Below are 18497 nucleotides of genomic sequence, written 5' to 3'. Positions count from 1 at the left end.
AACAATGTAAAATCACACTACAATTTATTCTGAACATACAATATCATCATGACTATGAAGGAATATCAATGTTGAAAAAAATTACTCGCTTAGCGCTATATGTCGCAGTTACTGCACCCTTATTTATTTTACCGCAAGCAAATGCAGAACAAGTCAAAACGGTTTCTAATATGAATAATGAGCATGCAGTCATCACCCCAACAGAAACGACCGCTTTTGATCTCAGCCATTCATCAATTTCACGTGACGCATCATTAATGCCATTAAATATTAATACCGCGAATGAGCTAGAGCTTACTGCTTTACCTGGCATAGGAAAATATAAGGCGGTGCAAATAATCCAATGGCGTGAGCGTAACGGGGAATTTAGCGCAATAACAGACTTAGTGAGTGTCAATGGGATAGGAAACGTAACAGTGGCAAAGTTAGCGGGAAAAATTAGTGTAACAGACTGATAGACAATTCTCAGTACGATTTTTAGCGATAAAAAAGCCTGAAGCAAAAGCATTCAGGCTTAATTCGTTAATGTTTATTAACGCTTAGTTTGATACGTTAAAGCTCAACATACGTTCTAATGGAATAAGCGCTTTAACACGAATGTCTTCATCAACAAAAATTTCATGCCCTTCATCATTAACCAATGAATCTTCAATCGTTTGCAGGCCATTCATGCCCATCCAAGGACACATTGCACAACTACGACAACTCGCGCCATTGCCACCAGTTGGAGCAGCAATCATTTCTTTTTCAGGACACGCTTGCTGCATCTTAAAGAAGATGCCTTTATCCGTAGCAACAATCAGTTTTTGTTGTGGTAGTTCTTTTGCCGCTTTAATCAATTGGCTCGTTGAACCAACCGCATCTGCAAGATCGATTACATCGGCAGGTGACTCAGGGTGAACTAGGATCGCTGCGTCTGGGTTTTCTTCTTTCAAACGTTTTAACGCTGATGCTTTAAATTCATCATGGACGATACAAGCCCCCTGCCAGCGAACCATTTTTGCGCCAGTTTGTTTTTCAATCCAAGCACCCAAATGACGATCAGGACCCCAAATTAATTTTTGGCCATCACTATCAAGGTGATCGACTACATCCAGCGCAATACTTGATGTGACAATCCAGTCAGCGCGCGCTTTAACGGCTGCAGATGTATTTGCATATACCACAACGGTATGATCAGGATACGCATCACAGAATGCCGAGAACTCTTCAACAGGACAGCCTAGGTCTAATGAACAAGTTGCTTCCAGTGCAGGCATGATGATACGTTTGCTTGGAGCTAAGATCTTTGCCGTTTCCCCCATGAAACGAACTCCGGCAATGATTAGCGTTTTAGCTGGGTGATTGTTCCCAAAGCGAGCCATTTCCAAAGAGTCAGCAACACAACCGCCAGTCTCTTCTGCAAGCGCTTGAATTTCAGGATCTGTATAATAGTGTGCAATTAATACTGCATCTTTTTCTTTTAAAAGCTGTTTAATACGTGCTTTATAATCCAGTTTTTCTTGTGCCGATAACGGAACTGGTTTTTTTGGGAATGGATATTCCATTTCTACTACATTGGGAGTCATAGCTAATTACTCAGAGCTCAAAAAATTTATCTTCGCGTATTATACATGGCATTGTCATGAAAACGTAATTTAGCGTGATTTTTTTTCGACTCATACAAAAAAGCCTCGCTAATAGCGAGGCTTTTTTGTTTTATTCTTATTATACTCTTTATATTATAAAGAGAAGTAAAGTGGTGGGCTGTGAAGGATTTGAACCTTCGACCAATTGATTAAAAGTCAACTGCTCTACCAACTGAGCTAACAGCCCTTTACTTTTACTGCTTCTATTAAGGATTCCTTAAATAGAAGTTTTGTTGTTTATGTTAGGACATATCACAACGATAATAAGTGGTGGGTCCTACTGGGCTTGAACCAGTGACCCTCGCCTTGTAAGGGCGATGCTCTCCCAACTGAGCTAAGGACCCGCGACAATGCTGTGTGTTCTTTTATCAGAACTAAAGAAAGTGGTGGGCTGTGAAGGATTTGAACCTTCGACCAATTGATTAAAAGTCAACTGCTCTACCAACTGAGCTAACAGCCCCAAATTCTTTCTTTAAAAATAGTGGTGGGTCCTACTGGGCTTGAACCAGTGACCCTCGCCTTGTAAGGGCGATGCTCTCCCAACTGAGCTAAGGACCCACGATATTTATTTAGCGATAGTTGTATCTATCGTTATAACTGGTTGCGGGAGCCGGATTTGAACCAACGACCTTCGGGTTATGAGCCCGACGAGCTACCAAACTGCTCCATCCCGCGACAATGCTGTGTGTTCTTTTATCAGAACTAAAGAAAGTGGTGGGCTGTGAAGGATTTGAACCTTCGACCAATTGATTAAAAGTCAACTGCTCTACCAACTGAGCTAACAGCCCCAAATTCTTTCTTTAAAAATAGTGGTGGGTCCTACTGGGCTTGAACCAGTGACCCTCGCCTTGTAAGGGCGATGCTCTCCCAACTGAGCTAAGGACCCACGATATTTATTTAGCGATAGTTGTATCTATCGTTATAACTGGTTGCGGGAGCCGGATTTGAACCAACGACCTTCGGGTTATGAGCCCGACGAGCTACCAAACTGCTCCATCCCGCGACAATGCTGTGTGTTCTTTTATCAGAACTAAAGAAAGTGGTGGGCTGTGAAGGATTTGAACCTTCGACCAATTGATTAAAAGTCAACTGCTCTACCAACTGAGCTAACAGCCCCAAATTCTTTCTTTAAAAATAGTGGTGGGTCCTACTGGGCTTGAACCAGTGACCCTCGCCTTGTAAGGGCGATGCTCTCCCAACTGAGCTAAGGACCCACGATATTTATTTAGCGATAGTTGTATCTATCGTTATAACTGGTTGCGGGAGCCGGATTTGAACCAACGACCTTCGGGTTATGAGCCCGACGAGCTACCAAACTGCTCCATCCCGCGACAATGCTGTGTGTTCTTTATCAGAACTAAAGAAAGTGGTGGGCTGTGAAGGATTTGAACCTTCGACCAATTGATTAAAAGTCAACTGCTCTACCAACTGAGCTAACAGCCCCAAATACTTTCTTTATGAAGTCTCGTTATTTATTTAAAAATATATATAACCAAACTTAATAATTTGTGGTGGGTCCTACTGGGCTTGAACCAGTGACCCTCGCCTTGTAAGGGCGATGCTCTCCCAACTGAGCTAAGGACCCACAATTTTTGCTATTTATATAGCGAACAAATTGGTTGCGGGAGCCGGATTTGAACCAACGACCTTCGGGTTATGAGCCCGACGAGCTACCAAACTGCTCCATCCCGCGACAATATGTTTTCATTTAGCTTACGTAGGGTTCGTAATTAAATGTGGTGGGTCCTACTGGGCTTGAACCAGTGACCCTCGCCTTGTAAGGGCGATGCTCTCCCAACTGAGCTAAGGACCCACATATACCAAATTAATTGGTAATAGAAATGGTTGCGGGAGCCGGATTTGAACCAACGACCTTCGGGTTATGAGCCCGACGAGCTACCAAACTGCTCCATCCCGCGACAATTCTATAATCAAGACATCAATGAACTAAACGACTTACGTTGTTTTCGCTAACCCCTGTCTCGATGGCGGCTATAATACTTTTTTCAGAAAACTCTGCAAGTAAAATCTGCTCAGAATCACAATTCAATGATAAAACTCTGAATTCCGTTCAGTTTAACGCCAATAAGATGACAAATAGCACAAACCAATAGTTCGTTAATGTTGTTCAATCTTAAAATATTACTTCAGTGCTGCTAGCTCTTTTTTTGCTAACTTAGCAACAGCATCATTTGGATAATCTTTAATCACGAGTTCAAAATAACGCTTCGCTTCACTCTTAGAGCCCGATAGCTTAGCGAGTTGACCAAGTTTTTGTAAAGAGTCTGCTCGTTTATTTGATGTAGGATACTTAGTTACGATCGTCTCAAATTCAGCTTTAGCATCATCATTCTTATTATCTTTACGCAAAAGCAGACCTAACCAATAATGTGCATTAGCGGCTAACTCAGATTCTGGATACGTAGAAATGAAACTTTGTAACGCAGGTATTGCTTCATCGTATTTACGTTCATTTTTGATTAATTTGATCGCGTAGTTATAAGCATCTTTACCGGTCAAATTTACCGGCTGATTTGTTGCATTTAGAATATTTGCATCAATTGCAGCAGGAACAGCAGGTTTTGCGACGAGAGTTGTACGAATACGCTCAATATCATTGAGAATATCACGCTGACGTTGCGTAATTTTGCCTTGCTCTAGTTCGTTTTCTTCGATAGCACCCTGTAAATTCATTAATTCAATTGATAATTGATCAAGTCTCTGCTGGGTTTCTAATTGTGCTCTCGTTCGAGCGTGGAGGATATTCTCTATACGGGTCAAGCGTTGCTCAACAGAACGAGTCTGTTTTTTCGTTATCATCGGTTCAGTACTTGCATTTACATCAAATACTGTTGCTGGTGCGGCATGCCCGAAACCACTATAAAGAACGGCCATGATCATGGCCGTTTTAGTATTAATTCGAATCAAGGTGACTAATCCTTAGTAAACTAGCACTGCACGTCGATTTTTAGAGAATGCAGCTTGAGTATGAGAAGTATCTACAGGCTTCTCTTCACCATAACTAACTGTCGAGATTTGGCTTGAAGAAACACCTAAGTTAGTTAGGTATTTAACCACAGCATCAGCACGGCGATCGCCTAGTGCAATGTTGTAACCTGGCGTACCACGCTCATCGGCATGACCTTCAACTAACACTTTAACTTCAGGGTTATCAATTAAGAAATTAGCATGATCTTGTAATAACTCACCGTACTCTGCAGTAACGGCTTGTTGATCAAAACCAAAGTAAACAACGTGGCGTTTACGTAACTCGTCAATTACTTGTTTTTTAACTTCTTCAGGTGTTAAATTTTCAACTGGGTCAATACTTATGTCAGTATCACTACCACTAACAACAGTTGGATCTGATTCAGCATTAGCCGTTGAGTCATTTGTTGTTTGTTGTGCAGAACTTTCAACTGCATCATTTTCAGTTGTATCCGTTGTTGAGCTACATGCAGCCAATGTCAGCATTGGTAACGCAATTACTAAACTTTTTAAGATTTTATTTAGTTGCATTTTCATTTTCCTATCAATAATTAATTCTTTTTAGATGTCAAGAAAGGTGACCACGCTGGTGATTTTACTTCTCCATCACTTGCTGGTAAAACCGCTTTAAAGCGCCCATCCATTGAGACTAACGATAATACCTGTTTTCCCTTAACAACCGTGCTGTAAATAACCATGCTGCCATTAGGCGCAATGCTTGGCGACTTATCAAGACGACCGTTAGTCAGTTTTTGAACATATCCATCTGACAAATCCTGCTTCGTTACACTATACTTACCTTTTTGCAAACTAACCATCACTAAATTTTCACCATCTGGAGTAATTGAAGGATTTAAGTTTGCGTTACCTTCAAAGGTCAGTCGTTTAATTTTCTTACTTGCTAAATTAACCTGATAAATTTGCGGACGCCCGCCACGTTCAGAGGTGAAAACAATCGACTTACCATCAGGCGTCCAGGTTGCTTCGGTATCAATACCACGATTTTTCGTCAACCTTTCCAAGTTTTTGGTTTTCAAATCGTAAGCATATACATCTGCTTGCCCAGATTTAGACAATATCATCGACAATTTCGAGCCATCAGGTGAAAAGACCGGGAAAATATTACTCCCTTTATATGGTTTGATTAGCTCACGTTTCTGTGTGACCAGATCATAAATCCAGATTTCATGTTTTTTGTCTTCCATACTCATATAAGCCAGTTTTTTACCAGTAGGGTCCCACGACGGTGACATAACTGGTTCTTTTGAGCGGAATAATATATGTTGATTCATACCATCATAATCAGAAATTAATAATTTAAATGGATATTTATCATCATAATTAATAGCGACATAAGCAATACGCGTTAAGAATGCGCCACGGGTACCGGTCAGACTTTCAAAAATATAATCGCTTAAACGATGTGAGATATGACGAGGACGACGAGTCGAGAAATTACCTTTCAAATTAAGCTTAATATGATCGGTATTTTTAACTAACTGATCATCAATTTTTTGTGGCGTTTGATTTTTAAAACCAGATAACACATTAATGAGTTGGAAATGGATCTGTAAACGGCCGTCTTGTAGTGGTTTTATTGTACCGATCACGATTGCTTCGACACCTGCTTCTTTCCAGGCTGCATAATCAACGGCACTTTCTGTTGCTGGTGTTTGTGGCATTAAGCGGCGTTCCAGTGGAGAAAAACGACCACTATTACGTAAATCATCCGCGATAATACTAGCGAAATCAGTCATGTCTTTTGGTTTAGGCTGTGCACCTAACCACTTAAACGGAACGACTGCGACAGGTCTGGCACTGTTTGTGCCTTCTGTAATGACAATTTCTAATGCCGCATGCGCGATTTGTATCTGCATTAGACACACAATAAAGAAAGATAAAAATCGTTTAGTTATACTCATATTAAATCTCTGGTCTAAAAATCAAATTAATTTTTTTAAGTTCTTTCGCAACATCTGGATCCGGTGACATAGGCAGCGAACCAGCCTTATTCACGGCACTAACCCCAGCTCTACACACAGCAGTGTCTCCACCACCACTTGTAACACTTAATACCAAGCCAGAATTGGATAAAATAATTTTCAATAAACAAGACTTACCTTTCATCGTATCACTGGTTAACATATTGCGTTGGATCGAATTTTTAATTCGCGCTGTATATTTATCAACTTCACTTAATACTTCTTGCTGACGTACTGCATCGAGTTGTTGTATTTCACTATCTAACTCAGATGCAAATTCAGCTTCGATCTGCTCTTGCATCAAACGCTCTTGCCTTTCTCGTTCGATTTTAGCTAAACGTTGACGCTCTTTTTCTGCCGCTTTACGTTTTTGTTCTGCGACACGCTTACGTTCTTGTTCAGCTTTAAGCTTGGCTTCTTCTGCTTTTTTACGTTTCTTTTCGGCAACAATAGCAGCCTGACGTTTACGTTCTTTTTCTTCGGCTGCTTTACGTTTTTTATCTGCGGCGGCAGCGGCTTGTTCAGACTTTTTACGCTCTAACTCTTTCTTAGCACGTTGTTGCTCTGCTTTCTTCGTTGCTGCTTCGGCACGTTTACGTTCTTCAACTTTCTTCAAACGTTGTTTCTCAGCTTTAAGTGCAGCAACTTCAGCTCGTTTACGTTCAACTTCTTTTTCGGCGCGCTTGGTCTCAGCTCGTCTTGCTGCTTGTTCTGCTTTTCGCTGATCATTTTTTGCTTTTACAATTGCAGCTTCTTTTTGTCGACGTTCTTCATTAAGCTTTTTAATACGCTCTTCCGCTTGCTGCACACGTTGCTGTTCTTTTCTGCGTTTGTCTTGCTCGGCACGTTTAATCCGGTCAGCATGTTGCTTTATCGCTTGCTCACTTACAACGACAGCTTGGATAGCTTGCACTTTTGGCTTTGCCTGTTGTTTTAATGGTGTCGAGGTTGCATTTAGACCCAGTAACACGAGAAGTACAACATGCAGTGCGACCGAAATAATAATAGCCACAGAGTACTTAGACTGATTATCCTTCATCTTTATTTATACCCTACCCTTAACTCTTAACTACTCTTAATTACTTTTAAATACTTACGCTACTCGACTGGATCTGTCATTAATCCAACAGAAGGTGCGCCAGCCTGTTGTAACACAACCATTAAACTGATCACTTGTGCATACGCCACAGAGCCATCACCTTTAACGACAACAGGTGTGTCCGGCTGTAATTTTAAATGAGCTGCAACTAACGTCGCTAAATCATCGGGCGACATTGGTGACTTATCACCATCCCCCACATCAAGGTAATATAAACCATCTTTATCAACAGAAGCGACAATGGGTGGCTTACTGTCTTGTGATAACGCTTCAGCTTGTGCTTGTGGTAGATCCACAAGCACACCTTGAGTCACTAACGGGGCTGTCACCATAAAAATAATAAGTAGTACCAACATGACATCGATATACGGTACTACGTTAATTTCCGCTACAGGTCGTCTGCGCTTACGTTGATAAGGCTGCATCGCTTAATCCTGTGTTTTTTTAGCCAAAGTCTGGCGATGTAAAATACTCGAAAACTCTTCCATGAAATTAGCGTAATTATTTTCAATTTTCATCACTTGATCAGAAAATCGATTATAGGCAATAACAGCTGGAATCGCTGCGAACAGGCCCATCGCAGTTGCAATCAGCGCTTCGGCAATACCCGGTGCAACCATCGCCAATGTTGCTTGCTGCACAGCGCCTAATGCAATAAATGAACTCATAATACCCCAAACCGTACCAAACAGACCGATATAAGGACTAATTGAGCCTATTGTAGCGAGATTATTTAAGTTAGTTTCAAGGTCGTCAACTTCACGGGATAAAGCAACCCGCATCGTACGATAACTGCCATCCATGATTGCATCGGTATTTTCTTGAACAGTATTATGAATACGCACATATTCTTTAAAACCAGAGTGGAAAATTAACTCCATACCCTGAATATTATTCTTTCGCGATTCGCTTTCTTTATACAATTTAGATAAATCGATACCAGACCAAAATCTATCTTCAAATCGTTTCGACGCTTCATTGGCTTGCTTCAATGCTTTTGAGCGATGAAGAATCATTGCCCATGATGCTACGGACATGGAAAGCAGTAATAACATCACTGCTTTTACCAATAGGCTAGCTTCCCAAAAAAGTTCAAAAAATGAAATATCAGCAGCTTCCACTGGTTAGTTTCCTTATAATTTCTGTAGACATCGCACACGGTTTCTTATGTGATAATTGAATGCATGCCACTTTAACGGTTAATTCTGACAGTAACTTACCATTTTCATGATAGATACACTGAGAAAAGACCAACGATGCGCGTTTTAGTTCCTTAATATGTGACTTTATAATTAATAAATCATCAAGAAATACCGGATAACGGTAATCGATGTCTATTTTACGTACGACAAAGACTATCAGTATTTGTATCTTCGAAATAAACACGCACGTTGAATGCACTTTCTACTATATCATTTTGCATTATTCTAAAACCCATATCTTTAAACACTATTACTCTAACTTATAACGCTACAATCTAAGATTTGACGCTATAAGTTCAATAATATACCTGACAAAAATAAGATATGAAATTGATTTAATGTGAAGAGTACATTTCAGCCGTTATTTTTCTGGATAATCAAAGCCTAAATGCAGATAAGCACGTGGTGTCGCAATACGTCCACGCGGAGTGCGCTGTAAAAAGCCTTGCTGTATAAGATATGGTTCAAGTACGTCCTCAATGGTTTCGCGCTCTTCACCAATAGCCGCAGCAACGTTATCCAAGCCAACAGGACCGCCTGAGAAAGTATCGACAATGGCAATAAGTAACTTACGGTCCATGTAGTCGAATCCACAAGTATCAACATCTAACATGCTTAACGCCGCAGACGAGATTTCGGCATCAATATCACCATTGTGTTTTACTTCAGCATAATCACGTACACGACGTAATAAGCGATTAGCAATACGAGGTGTACCACGTGAACGTCTCGCTATTTCTAACGCGCCCGCACTATCCATATTCAGCCCTAAGCAATTTGCCGAGCGTAATACGATATCTTGTAAATCTTCAACCTTATAAAATTCAAGGCGCTGAACAATACCAAAACGATCACGTAACGGTGATGTTAGTGAACCAGCTCGAGTCGTCGCTCCGATAAGCGTAAACGGGGGTAAATCAAGCTTGATCGAACGTGCTGACGGGCCTTCACCAATCATAATATCTAATTGGTAATCTTCCATTGCAGGATATAAAATTTCTTCAATCGACGGGTTTAAACGATGAATTTCGTCAATAAATAGTACGTCATGGGGTTCTAAGTTAGTCAGTAATGCAGCAAGATCACCTGCTTTCTCGAGCACTGGTCCAGAGGTAGTTTTAATACTCACCCCCATTTCGTTTGCCACAATATTTGCTAATGTGGTTTTTCCGAGTCCTGGAGGACCGAAAATTAATAAATGGTCCAGTGCATCATCACGACGTTTACTGGCTTCAATAAAAATTTCCATTTGATTACGTACATGGTCCTGGCCTTGGTAATCTAACAACATTTTTGGTCGGATAGCACGGTCTATCACTTCTTCTTCACGGACGGTACCGCTAGAAATTAATCGATCAGCTTCAATCACTAAAGTAACTTCCTAAATTAATTCTGTAAGGTTGCACGCAATGACAAACGAATGATATCTTCACAACTCATACTTGGCTGTGCAACTTGCTTGATCATCTTCGCTACTTGCGCAGGTTTATACCCTAAACCAATCAAGGCGTCTTCCGCTTCTTCAATCGCATTCGATGACGTATTACCATAACCTTGTAATTGTGCTTTATCTGCTTCAGGGGTAAACAAATCTTGAGTCACCCAGTTTTTTAGACGGTCACGCATTTCGACCAATAAACGTTCCGCAGTCTTTTTACCCACACCCGGTAATTTAATTAGACTGTTAATATCATCATGTTCAACACAGTGTGCAAATTGATTTGCTGTCATACCCGATAAGATAGCCAACGCCAGCTTAGGGCCAACACCATTCACTTTAATTAACTCTCGGAACATCAAGCGTTCCATTTTATTATTAAAGCCGTAGAGTAATTGTGCATCTTCTCGAACCACAAAGTGAGTGTAAACGATCACTTCGTTATCAACATCGCCAAGCTCATAAAAGCAGCTCATCGGCAGTTGAACTTCATAACCAACCCCATTCACTTCAAGTAAAATTTCTGGTGGTTGCTTTTCTAATAGAGTGCCACGTAAACGTCCAATCACAATTATTTTCCAACATTTTTTTTAAAATATAATGTTCACAAGGATAATAAAATACTGGTTAAATATCCAGATCATTTATTATTTCGGTTCACTTAATAGGTTAATTATAACGTCCGCGGGCTGTACCTTTGACTTTACCAGCCATATTAATCAAGGTGCGTAAACTCTGGGCATGACATAATGCGACAGCGAGCCCATCAGCAGCATCGGCTTGTGGCGTGCCTGGCAGTTTAAGTAGATTGACAACCATTTGCTGTACTTGTTCTTTATCAGCACCACCGTTACCCACTACCGCTTGTTTGATCTGACGGGCAGTATATTCCCCGACTTCTAAGTCATTCGACACCGCAGCGACAATAGCTGCGCCACGGGCTTGGCCCAACTTTAATGCTGAGGCCGCATTTTTACCCATGAACACATCTTCAATAGCAAATTTATCTGGTTGAAATTGAATGATAATTTCACTGACTCCCGCATGGATCTGCTTTAAGCGCTCAGGTAATGTATCACCTGATGTACGAATACAACCACTGCCTAAATATTGGAACTTACCGTGTATATGTTGGATCACACCGTATCCAGTTATCCGGGAGCCCGGATCAATGCCAAGAATAATACTCATACTTTATTATCTTCAATTATCATGTTTATAATTACAGTATACCTGTACATAAGCCTGAAACCTAAACCCTGTACCTTATCCATACTCCATTAAAATAACGCGTATAAATTAAACAGTTAAAACCGCACATCATCACCTTATTATTCCATCATGTTGTAAAGAAGTGTATTTCAAATCATTTGCTCATATTGATACATTGTGAATCAGTGTTAGCTTGGTATAATGCGCCTTTTTATAATCAACCTTGTGGGGCTAAAATGAAAAGAGTCGTATTATATACGCAAAAGAAGTGTCCAAATTGCGATACGGCAAAGCGCTACCTAGATGAAAAGAAAATACCTTACCGTTTATGCAGCGTAAATGAACCACGTGGCAGTAAAGAATTAGCCGCTATTGGTGGCCGAGGCGTACCAACACTTAAAATTGGTGACCAAATTCTGCGTGGTTTCTCAATTAAATCATTCGAAAATATGTATCGCGGTTAATCCCCCATACAAACCTGACTGTTATTACACTCGTAATTATACGCTAGGTGTTATTAACAGCAGCATTTAATCATTATCTATGGATATAAATCATGAAGAATCGTTTTGCTCAGCTAAGCCTTATCATCAGCTTATTATTTTCTACATTGGTCAACAGTGCCGAAATAGACAGTATCGATCTTAAAGTTACCATGAAACAAATGAGATTAGCGTATACTCAAGCAATGAAAACAACATCTGCTGATGAGTTTTCTACTCGCATTGATGAAATGAGTAAAATGCTTGCCGTAGCACAGAGCTATAACTTTTCACCTGACCGTGCAGAGATGTCAAATCAAGGTTTAGATAAAGTAGAATCAATACTGAATAGCATTCAACAATCCGATATAACAGACGAAAATCTCGCCGTTGCGAAAGCTAAATTAGAAGACGTTGATAGCTTAAGAAAAGAATACCACAAGAAAAGTAAGCCAAGTATTTGGCAGCTCATCTTTGGTTAATAAACAATTACATGTTGGTGATGACTATTACCGTCATATTAGTAAAAATTAGGAACAGATTACATGTCAAACACGCTCGACGAGAACCAAATAGCAACAATTCAAGCTTACGATGAAGAAAAACGCCTTAGCTATTTATTAAAAGAAGTAACAAGCGAACGTAAAATCTGGATCTTAACGGATGAACACGGTTGTGTAATGCTAAATAACGATGACGAAGATTGTGTGCCAGTATGGCCTAACGCAGAGTTTGCACAATCTTGGGCGACTGGTGAATGGGAAAACTGTAAAACAGAATCTATTTCATTAGCTAAATGGCAAAGCCGTTGGACATCGGGTTTAATGGATGATGACCTAGCTATCGTTATCTTCCCAAATCTTGATGACGAAGGTCTTATTATGTTCCCTGACGAATTTGATATGGCATTACAGAAACAAGCGAAAAAAAAGCGTTAATAACAGTTTATTAAAAAGCATGCCAACATTAAATGGCTGGTATGCTTTTTGATTTCTGCCATTCATTCATTCTAATCGCCGTCTACTCTTTCCTACCGACCACTTAAATATTATTATTTTTGATAGCACTAAGTTAAATTAATGTTATTTTATTTACCTCCAATCTAAGGTATTGTTTTATATTCCCTCTGCAATCGGCCAAACGATATGATTTCCAACAAGCTAAAATTATTCATTATTTACATATGTTTTTCATTATTAACAGGCTGCTCGATTGTTCGCTGGAAAATAGACTCAGATGAAGATAGCTTAAAATCTGTAGGCTTTGAGCAGCACCAGATGAGTTTAAAAGAAGGTGGTTCACTGAGTTATTGGCGTGGAGGAGAAGGACAGCCACTATTACTGCTTCATGGATTTGGTGGCAATGCCGTCACGACATGGCAAAAAGAAATGCTGGCACTCAGCAAAGATTATGATGTTATCGCACCAGACCTCGCTTGGTTTGGTGACTCTTTTAGCGCAGGTGAAGCTAACCTCACAACAGAAACACAAGCAATATGGCAGTTAGTCAATCAATTACAGCTTGATAATGTCAATATTGCTAGTATCTCTTATGGCGGCTTTATCACCTTCAACATGCTCAATAACACTCAAGATAGCCGAATTAGCAAAGCCATCATCATCGCTAGTCCAGGTCCCTACTTCAGTGATGATGATCTTGCCGCGTTAAACAAACGCTTTGCAGTCGATAAACCAGAGGACTTCTTTATACCAAAGAACAGCTATGAGTTGCGCCGTTTATTTGGTGGTATTTTTGTTGAACCTAAAATGATGCCCGACTTTATTGCAGACCAAATCTATCAAACTTACTTTGCGACTTGGCATAAACAGAAAATAGCCATGATCCAATCATTACCTGCCGATCGAGATGCTTTACTCGAGGCGCCAGTATCATCAACACCAACATTGCTCATTTGGGGTGAAAAAGATCGTATCTTTCCTGTTGAACATGGCATCTACCTGAGTAAAAAGATACAAGCGCCCCTTATTGTTATACCCGACACGGGTCATGGGGTCACGAATGAACAACCCGACTTGGTCGTACGCCTAATTAAAACATTTATCGAAAATGAAAAAAAACAATAAATAGCCCGCTTAATAACGCATAAATTGTGTACAAGGCTATGGTTATAGTTGGTAATTTGGCTTAAGGCATTTATTATTTAGGCATTAAACTTTAAGAGTATTAAATTAAGTTATGAGTAAAAAACATTACGTAGTATGGAAAGGTGTGAAGACTGGTGTATTTGATAATTGGTCTGAAACTAAAGCACAGATTGATGGCCGCAGTGATGCACAATATATGGGCTTCCCGTCAAGAGAAGAAGCAGACCAAGCATTCTCCTCAACCTATACTCGCGCATTAATGAAACGCTCATTAGCAAAAGAAGGTGCGACAGGTTCAGGAGTTAAACCAAAAGCAGCACGCCCTTCAGGTGCATCTAAGTCCATTCTATCAACACCACCACAAGTTGCAGATCTCAACATTTACTGTGATGGAGCTTGCTCTCCTAACCCAGGTAAATCGGGTACAGGCATGGCTGTTTATGAAAAAGATAAGCTGGCACAATTATGGTACGGCTTATACGAAGCTAACGGAACGAACAACTCAGCAGAATTAAATGGCTTATTAGTTGCCTTCCGCTTTGCAGCCTCACACATAGAAAAAGGTAAAACAGTACAGGTATTATCTGACTCTAGATACTCAATTGATTGCATCACTAAGTGGGCGAAAGGTTGGAAAAATAAAGGCTGGAAACGTGGTAAGAATGAAGAAATTAAAAACCTAGCCATTATTCAACAATGCTTTAGTTTGTACGAACAATTAAAATCCAATTTAATTATTTCCCATGTTAAAGGCCATGCAAATATCGAAGGTAATGAACTATCAGACCGTATGGCGGTATTAGCACGTACCCAACAAGAACCTAAGTTTGTGCAATATACGACCAGTATTAACATTGCCGAAATCCTTGCAATGCCATCAGGCTAGTAGCCCAACTAAGACTAAGTTATATCTACATCTTAGCTAATGATAGAGAAACAAGCTGACGATATACCTCAGCTTATTTCTCTCATTCTTCCCTATTTTTATAAGTACGTGACATACCCAACAGAGTAATTAATCATGAATAAAATCATAACGTATTTACATTTACACGATACACGTTAAGATGATAAAAAACATGACTAAATGGATGGAAACGTATGTCAACATATTGGTTTAAAACATTAATCCCAGCGCTAATCTGCAATTCTCTATTACCAGTCTCGGCTGCAAATATAACGGAAATCTCAGGCAAAGACTGCCGCGCAATGACAGATGCGGGCGTTATGTCCTCAGCTGCTCCTGTACAGTGCGATCGTTTAAGACAAGTACAATTCAAGTATATCGATTTTCAGGGTCAGCAGCATAATAACGGTTCAATTGTCGTCATGGATGCTGTATCGCCTTACGTCGCGGCTATTTTTGAACGTTTATATGAATTAGAATTTCCCATCAATAAAGCACAACCAATACGTCATTACCAAGGTGATGATGACCTATCAATGGCGGATAATAATACATCTGCATTCAATTACCGACCTATCGCAGGTAAGCGTTCACTATCGATTCATGCATATGGTTTAGCTATTGATATTAACCCAAAACAAAACCCGTTCGTTGAGTTTGATGAACAAGGTAGCGCAAGCTTTAAGCCAAAAGATGGATCTCAATACACTAACAGAATGAAATTTAGATACGGTAAAGATGAGCGCCGAGGCTTCGCTGAAGATGTCATCACTACCTTTGCTGATAATGGTTTTTTCTATTGGGGTGGTTTTTGGAATACACCAATTGACTATCAGCATTTTCAAGTCAGCCGTAATATGGCCAACTTGATGTCGGTTATGCCAGCGGATAATGCCAGCCAGTTTTTTGATAATTATGTAACCTGGTATCAATCATGTAAGGCGAGCTACCCTAAAGCTTATACGCAGCATAAAGTGAACGACTATGTACATTATTTAGAAACCAAGCTAAATAGTGAATCACTCAGTAAAACTTTTAATCAGTCACCAGAAAAAGTGATCGCGGCAATAAAACTACCGCTACAAGTTTCACCTATTTGCGTAAAAGATTAGAGCGCTAAGAAATTAAAGACCCCTACTAAGGCTGTTGTTATTCGTCACCTAATGCTTTATAAGGCCAATAGAAGTGGCCAGCACGGATAATAACGGTCGATAAAGCTAATATTAATGCAGCAACCGATAACCAAACGACATCCACACTCTGTAGTTCTTTCATTCCTAACGTAATATAGCGAGCAATTGCCATGATTGCGATATAGATAGGATAGCGAACTGGGATCTTACCATTAACAACAAATTGCTGGACCATGGCGAGTACTTCTAGATAGATAAACATTAACAAAATATCCGTTAATTTTACCGTTTGTTCTTCATAAACATGATAAAAATCATTTGCCATCGCGTAAATTGTCGCCATAGTAATTAAAACAAGCAACACAGCTTCGATATAACTAAACATTTTTAAAAATACGTGACTAAACTTTTTTGGTAAATGTGATGGCATATTAACTCCGAGTCCAAATGCACTAATACTGGATGTAAACAGTCGCCACTAATATACTCGCTATTACAGATAAATCATATGCCTCTATCGTTTATGTAAAAAGCCAGCTTAAGCTGGCTTTTAATTAACATAAAGGCAATGAACTATGCTGTCGCAGCTTCAGTGTTATCTGATTTTTTAAGTACCGCATAGCTAATGCCTGTCACAAGTGTACCCGCCACAATCGCGACTAAATACATAAATACAGGTGTAATCGCGTTTGGAATTAACAGAACAAATAAACCGCCATGTGGTGCCATTAATTCAGCGCCAAACAGCATAGATAATGCCCCCGTTAACGCACCTCCAGCAATACAGCTAGGGATAACACGCATTGGATCGCGCGCCGCAAACGGAATCGCACCTTCAGAAATAAAGCATAAGCCTAAGACGAACGATGCTTTACCCGCTTCCTGCTCACTGTTATTGAATTTACGTTTTGCAAGGAAAGTTGCCAGACCCATACCTAACGCAGGCACCATACCCGCAGCCATCACAGCGGCCATCGGCGCATAGGTTTGCGATGCTAATAAACCTACACCAAAGGTATACGCGGTCTTGTTTACTGGACCACCAAGGTCGAAGCACATCATACCACCAAGAATAATACCCAGTAGCACGGCGTTAGCCGAACCCATATTATTCAAAAACTCCGTTAATGCGTTCATTGCAGCTGAAACCGGCCCACCGACAACATAAATCATCACTAAACCAGTGATTAACGACGCTGCTAATGGAATGATTAAGATAGGTTTCAGTGCTTCCATTGATTGTGGCAACTGTACCTTTTCTGCGATTAACTTAGCCGTATAACCAGCAAGGAAACCTGCAACAATACCACCTAAGAAGCCAGCGCCCGTTGAACTTGCTAACATACCACCAATCAAACCTGGCGCAAGGCCCGGGCGATCCGCAATAGAAAAGGCAATAAAGCCCGCAAGTACTGGGATCATAAGCGCAAAAGCCGAACCACCACCAATCGTCATTAACGCGGCCGCTAGTGTACCCTCTTCTTTAAATGCTTCGATACCAAATACAAATGACAACGCGATAGCCAAACCACCCGCAACAACTAACGGTAGCATGTGTGAAACACCTGTCATTAAGTGTTTATAAACACCTGTTTTTTCGGTGCTGGCTTGTTCATTTTCTGCCGACTTGCCGTGACGATATACTTGTACGTCATTAAACGCATTATCCATTGTTTGGGTGGTTTTCTTCAATGCTAAACCGGTACTGGTTTTATACACTTTTTTACCATCAAAACGGGCCAAGTCGATATCAATATCTGCAGCAATAATAACGATATCCGCAGCAGCAATCTCAGCACTGCTCAGTTGATTTTTAGCGCCAACAGAGCCACGCGTTTCAACTTTAATCGTATGCCCTAGACGTTTGCCTTCTTGTTCTAACGCTTCAGCAGCCATAAAGGTATGTGCAACACCAGTTGGACAAGCCGTGATCGCCACAATTTTTTTACTTGCAATAACCGTTTCCGTGCTGATAGCAACCACTTCATTACTACTTACAAGCTCAACAGCATTTTTAACGGCCTGATCTAAATATGTTTTAGTATCAGTAAATACTGCATCAACTTCAGAACGGTATACTTTTTTACCAATAAAACGTGCATCATCAATGTTCTTACTCGCAGCAACAATAATGCAATCAGCCTCAGCAATCTGCTTATCAGTTAAAAGCGTTACAGGGGCGACAGATGAATGACATTCGATATTCGCTTGCCACTTTAATTCTGTTGCTACTTTTTCTAATAAACCCGCAGCAATAAGGCTGCTTGCTATACCACTTGGGCAAGCCGTTACAATTGCAATTTTCATTATTAATGTCCTTT

Annotated in this window: 20 protein-coding genes and 16 tRNA genes; 7 read left to right on the top strand and 29 right to left on the bottom strand. The window is 40.3% G+C overall.

Features of this window, described 5'->3' with window-relative positions:
- Positions 1–68 precede the first annotated feature (68 nt).
- A complete protein-coding gene (locus HWV03_RS06700) occupies positions 69–455 on the top strand; it encodes a ComEA family DNA-binding protein (protein WP_211679024.1) in 387 nt (128 codons plus the stop codon).
- Between the two features lie 84 nt (positions 456–539).
- Here HWV03_RS06700 and nadA read toward each other — a convergent pair whose 3' ends face one another.
- The 27 genes from nadA to ruvC form a co-directional block, all read right to left on the bottom strand.
- Positions 540–1547, bottom strand: coding sequence for a quinolinate synthase NadA (nadA, locus tag HWV03_RS06695; protein ID WP_211680054.1), 1008 nt, complete (start codon positions 1545–1547; stop codon positions 540–542).
- A 192-nt stretch (positions 1548–1739) separates the two neighbouring features.
- A tRNA-Lys gene (locus HWV03_RS06690) sits at positions 1740–1815 on the bottom strand.
- An 81-nt stretch (positions 1816–1896) separates the two neighbouring features.
- Positions 1897–1972: transfer RNA gene (locus HWV03_RS06685), tRNA-Val, on the bottom strand.
- Positions 1973–2012: 40 nt separating this feature from the next.
- A tRNA-Lys gene (locus HWV03_RS06680) sits at positions 2013–2088 on the bottom strand.
- 22 nt (positions 2089–2110) lie between these two features.
- Positions 2111–2186, bottom strand: a tRNA-Val gene (locus HWV03_RS06675).
- 40 nt (positions 2187–2226) lie between these two features.
- Positions 2227–2303, bottom strand: a tRNA-Met gene (locus tag HWV03_RS06670).
- 37 nt (positions 2304–2340) lie between these two features.
- Positions 2341–2416, bottom strand: a tRNA-Lys gene (locus HWV03_RS06665).
- Between the two features lie 22 nt (positions 2417–2438).
- Positions 2439–2514: transfer RNA gene (locus HWV03_RS06660), tRNA-Val, on the bottom strand.
- Between the two features lie 40 nt (positions 2515–2554).
- A tRNA-Met gene (locus HWV03_RS06655) sits at positions 2555–2631 on the bottom strand.
- 37 nt (positions 2632–2668) lie between these two features.
- Positions 2669–2744 (bottom strand) — tRNA-Lys (locus HWV03_RS06650).
- 22 nt (positions 2745–2766) lie between these two features.
- A tRNA-Val gene (locus tag HWV03_RS06645) sits at positions 2767–2842 on the bottom strand.
- A gap of 40 nt (positions 2843–2882) precedes the next feature.
- Positions 2883–2959, bottom strand: a tRNA-Met gene (locus HWV03_RS06640).
- 36 nt (positions 2960–2995) lie between these two features.
- Positions 2996–3071 (bottom strand) — tRNA-Lys (locus HWV03_RS06635).
- A 66-nt stretch (positions 3072–3137) separates the two neighbouring features.
- Positions 3138–3213: transfer RNA gene (locus HWV03_RS06630), tRNA-Val, on the bottom strand.
- A 31-nt stretch (positions 3214–3244) separates the two neighbouring features.
- Positions 3245–3321, bottom strand: a tRNA-Met gene (locus HWV03_RS06625).
- 44 nt (positions 3322–3365) lie between these two features.
- Positions 3366–3441 (bottom strand) — tRNA-Val (locus tag HWV03_RS06620).
- Between the two features lie 29 nt (positions 3442–3470).
- Positions 3471–3547: transfer RNA gene (locus HWV03_RS06615), tRNA-Met, on the bottom strand.
- Positions 3548–3770: 223 nt separating this feature from the next.
- On the bottom strand, positions 3771–4556 hold the full coding sequence (ybgF, locus tag HWV03_RS06610) for a tol-pal system protein YbgF (RefSeq protein ID WP_255547101.1): 786 nt from the start codon (positions 4554–4556) through the stop codon (positions 3771–3773).
- A 12-nt stretch (positions 4557–4568) separates the two neighbouring features.
- Complete coding sequence (pal, locus tag HWV03_RS06605) at positions 4569–5147, bottom strand: peptidoglycan-associated lipoprotein Pal (RefSeq protein ID WP_211679023.1); 579 nt, start codon at positions 5145–5147, stop codon at positions 4569–4571.
- A gap of 20 nt (positions 5148–5167) precedes the next feature.
- The gene (gene tolB, locus HWV03_RS06600) at positions 5168–6538 is read right to left on the bottom strand and encodes a Tol-Pal system beta propeller repeat protein TolB (protein WP_211679022.1); all 1371 of its coding nucleotides are present in this window, start codon (positions 6536–6538) and stop codon (positions 5168–5170) included.
- 1 nt (position 6539) lies between these two features.
- A complete protein-coding gene (gene tolA, locus HWV03_RS06595) occupies positions 6540–7637 on the bottom strand; it encodes a cell envelope integrity protein TolA (RefSeq protein ID WP_211679021.1) in 1098 nt (365 codons plus the stop codon).
- Positions 7638–7696: 59 nt separating this feature from the next.
- Positions 7697–8122: a protein TolR gene (gene tolR / locus HWV03_RS06590; RefSeq protein WP_211679020.1), complete on the bottom strand. Its 426-nt coding sequence runs from the start codon at positions 8120–8122 to the stop codon at positions 7697–7699.
- A 3-nt stretch (positions 8123–8125) separates the two neighbouring features.
- Positions 8126–8818 (bottom strand): protein TolQ, encoded by a 693-nt coding sequence (gene tolQ / locus HWV03_RS06585; protein ID WP_211679019.1) that lies wholly within the window; start codon positions 8816–8818, stop codon positions 8126–8128.
- A complete protein-coding gene (locus tag HWV03_RS06580) occupies positions 8805–9083 on the bottom strand; it encodes a hotdog domain-containing protein (protein ID WP_255547100.1) in 279 nt (92 codons plus the stop codon). Before HWV03_RS06580 ends, tolQ begins: the two co-directional genes overlap by 14 nt.
- A gap of 177 nt (positions 9084–9260) precedes the next feature.
- A complete protein-coding gene (ruvB, locus tag HWV03_RS06575; protein ID WP_211679018.1) occupies positions 9261–10268 on the bottom strand; it encodes a Holliday junction branch migration DNA helicase RuvB in 1008 nt (335 codons plus the stop codon).
- Positions 10269–10285: 17 nt separating this feature from the next.
- Positions 10286–10906 carry a Holliday junction branch migration protein RuvA gene (ruvA, locus tag HWV03_RS06570; protein ID WP_211679017.1) on the bottom strand — a complete coding sequence of 207 codons (621 nt, stop codon included), beginning with the start codon at positions 10904–10906 and terminating at the stop codon, positions 10286–10288.
- A 100-nt stretch (positions 10907–11006) separates the two neighbouring features.
- Entirely contained in the window at positions 11007–11528 is a 522-nt protein-coding gene (ruvC, locus tag HWV03_RS06565; protein WP_211674615.1) for a crossover junction endodeoxyribonuclease RuvC, read from the bottom strand.
- A 257-nt stretch (positions 11529–11785) separates the two neighbouring features.
- Between ruvC and HWV03_RS06560 the strand changes: the two genes are divergently transcribed.
- From HWV03_RS06560 to HWV03_RS06535, 6 genes are all read left to right on the top strand, one after another.
- Positions 11786–12013 carry a glutaredoxin family protein gene (locus tag HWV03_RS06560; protein WP_006032893.1) on the top strand — a complete coding sequence of 76 codons (228 nt, stop codon included), beginning with the start codon at positions 11786–11788 and terminating at the stop codon, positions 12011–12013.
- Between the two features lie 92 nt (positions 12014–12105).
- On the top strand, positions 12106–12513 hold the full coding sequence (locus HWV03_RS06555; RefSeq protein ID WP_211679016.1) for a cytochrome b562: 408 nt from the start codon (positions 12106–12108) through the stop codon (positions 12511–12513).
- Between the two features lie 63 nt (positions 12514–12576).
- On the top strand, positions 12577–12969 hold the full coding sequence (locus tag HWV03_RS06550; RefSeq protein ID WP_211679015.1) for a DUF2750 domain-containing protein: 393 nt from the start codon (positions 12577–12579) through the stop codon (positions 12967–12969).
- Positions 12970–13308: 339 nt separating this feature from the next.
- Complete coding sequence (locus tag HWV03_RS06545) at positions 13309–14115, top strand: alpha/beta fold hydrolase (RefSeq protein ID WP_255547099.1); 807 nt, start codon at positions 13309–13311, stop codon at positions 14113–14115.
- 112 nt (positions 14116–14227) lie between these two features.
- Entirely contained in the window at positions 14228–15022 is a 795-nt protein-coding gene (locus HWV03_RS06540) for a ribonuclease H family protein (protein WP_211679013.1), read from the top strand.
- A 215-nt stretch (positions 15023–15237) separates the two neighbouring features.
- Positions 15238–16155, top strand: a complete 918-nt coding sequence (locus tag HWV03_RS06535) for a M15 family metallopeptidase (protein WP_211679012.1) — start codon at positions 15238–15240, stop codon at positions 16153–16155.
- Positions 16156–16192: 37 nt separating this feature from the next.
- Here the strand turns inward: HWV03_RS06535 and HWV03_RS06530 are convergent, their stop codons facing one another.
- Both HWV03_RS06530 and fruA read right to left on the bottom strand, forming a co-directional pair.
- Positions 16193–16606: a phosphate-starvation-inducible protein PsiE gene (locus tag HWV03_RS06530; RefSeq protein WP_211679011.1), complete on the bottom strand. Its 414-nt coding sequence runs from the start codon at positions 16604–16606 to the stop codon at positions 16193–16195.
- Positions 16607–16749: 143 nt separating this feature from the next.
- On the bottom strand, positions 16750–18483 hold the full coding sequence (fruA, locus tag HWV03_RS06525; RefSeq protein ID WP_211679010.1) for a PTS fructose transporter subunit IIBC: 1734 nt from the start codon (positions 18481–18483) through the stop codon (positions 16750–16752).
- Between the last annotated feature and the right edge of the window lie 14 nt (positions 18484–18497).

Source organism: Moritella sp. 36, assembly GCF_018219415.1.
In the GTDB taxonomy this organism is placed as follows: domain Bacteria; phylum Pseudomonadota; class Gammaproteobacteria; order Enterobacterales; family Moritellaceae; genus Moritella.
Note: the sequence above shows the minus strand (reverse complement) of the source record. Positions and strands in the feature narration are given on the sequence as shown.